This is a genomic window from Microcystis sp. M49636_WE2, from assembly GCF_030065375.1.
Classification (GTDB): Bacteria; Cyanobacteriota; Cyanobacteriia; order Cyanobacteriales; family Microcystaceae; genus Microcystis; species Microcystis aeruginosa_C.
In genome coordinates, this window is sequence record NZ_JASJFG010000779.1 from 1 (window position 1) to 1,475 (window position 1,475).

Here is a 1,475-nt window from a genome sequence, read left to right on the forward strand (position 1 = left end):
GAACGGATTTTAGAGGGATTAGATGCGATTATTTTATGGGTGGAGGAATTAGTTATTAAAATTTGGCGTTGGTTGCGGTACAATCGACGCATTTCTAAATTACTCAAACGCAAACGCTAAATCGATCGGTTTTGGGTATAGTCGATCGGTTAGTCTTTCTGTTGTGAGAAACTTGAGACTATAATTCATCGACAAAAATAAGCTAAACTAACGGCAAAGATAATAAGTTTTGATTTTTTTCCTTGGCATTACTTATGGACGGTATCTGTACCCTAGCCAATGATCGGGTTTACGATCAATTAGTCGCCCTACTCAACAGCATCGAGGTCAATGGAGGAAAAGATATTCCTGTTTGTGTCTATCCCTACGATGACAACACCGAACGGATCAGAGCGGAAATTGCTCAACGTCCTAACGTACAGTTGTTTGATAATCAGGAAATTATCGAACGCTGGGAAAATTTCGCCAAGTCGATTTGGGATAGCCACCCGCAAGCCCGCGAACGTTGGTTGAAATCGGGTTGCACTGACCGATATTATCGTATGGGAATGCACCACCGTTTTATTGCTTTTGATAGTCCCTTTGATCGTTTTATCTACATGGATGGGGACACCTTGCTACTCGATGCCGTTGATAAAATCTTCGCTATCCTAGATAGGCACGATTGTGTTGTTTATGACTTTCAGCACAAAGATCCCACTCATGTCTACGAAGTTTCTCGACCAAAATTATTCGAGGTTTTTTCCCGTGATCGTATCGAAAAGGAGATTTTTTGTGCGGGTTTCTATGCTTCTAAAATTGGTTTATTCGATGAAAATCAGCGAGATTGGCTAGTAGAACAATTGCGAGCAGGAGAAGCGGAAATTCTCTATCCGATGGCTCCCGATCAAACTATCGTCAATTATATGATGATGCGCTCAAATTTTCCTATATATAATCTAGCTCTTCAATTGCCTAAAGAAGAACGCACCGGCTGCTGTGTCACCTCTCCCCATTTTCAGGCTTTAGATAATATTCTTTACGATAAGGGCAACCGCTTGACATACCTTCACTACATTGGTTTATCTTCCTCTCTGTTCACTCGACTTTGTAGCGGTGAAAACCTCGATTTTCCCTATCGAGATATTTTCTTACACTATCGTTATCTCTACCAACCTAGTCAACGTCCTATATTTACCGGTAGTCCCAAACCCTATCAACCACCGACCCCAACTTTTTGGCAAAAAGTAACCAGAAAACTGGGCTTAGGAAAATAATAATATAGCAAATTAGGTTACACTTCATCTGTAGGAGAAACGCTGTAACCTAATTCCGATGATGGCTATACTTTCTGACCTATTTTCGGTTCCGTCCCTGCCAACAATCTTTTAATATTACCCTGATGACGAACAATCACATAGATTCCCCCCATCAAACTAAATAAAATATAGGGGAGAGGTTGACCTAAAATAACCATTAAAATATTCACCACCAGC

At 40.7% G+C, this 1,475-nt stretch carries 1 protein-coding gene and 1 pseudogene; one reads left to right on the forward strand and one right to left on the reverse strand.

Annotated elements, in window-relative coordinates:
- The first annotated feature begins 254 nt into the window (after positions 1 to 254).
- Positions 255 to 1,256: an Npun_R2821/Npun_R2822 family protein gene (locus PX484_RS17875; RefSeq protein WP_287666913.1), complete on the forward strand. Its 1,002-nt coding sequence runs from the start codon at positions 255 to 257 to the stop codon at positions 1,254 to 1,256.
- Positions 1,257 to 1,321: 65 nt separating this feature from the next.
- Here the strand turns inward: PX484_RS17875 and PX484_RS17880 are convergent.
- Positions 1,322 to 1,475 (reverse strand): annotated as a pseudogene (locus PX484_RS17880) (glycerol-3-phosphate 1-O-acyltransferase PlsY); the annotation flags it as partial.

Bases quoted from the DNA above. Each gene is read 5' to 3' on its own strand.
- PX484_RS17875 (WP_287666913.1), top strand. From the start codon at position 255: ATGGACGGTATCTGTACCCTAGCCAATGATCGGGTTTACGATCAATTA.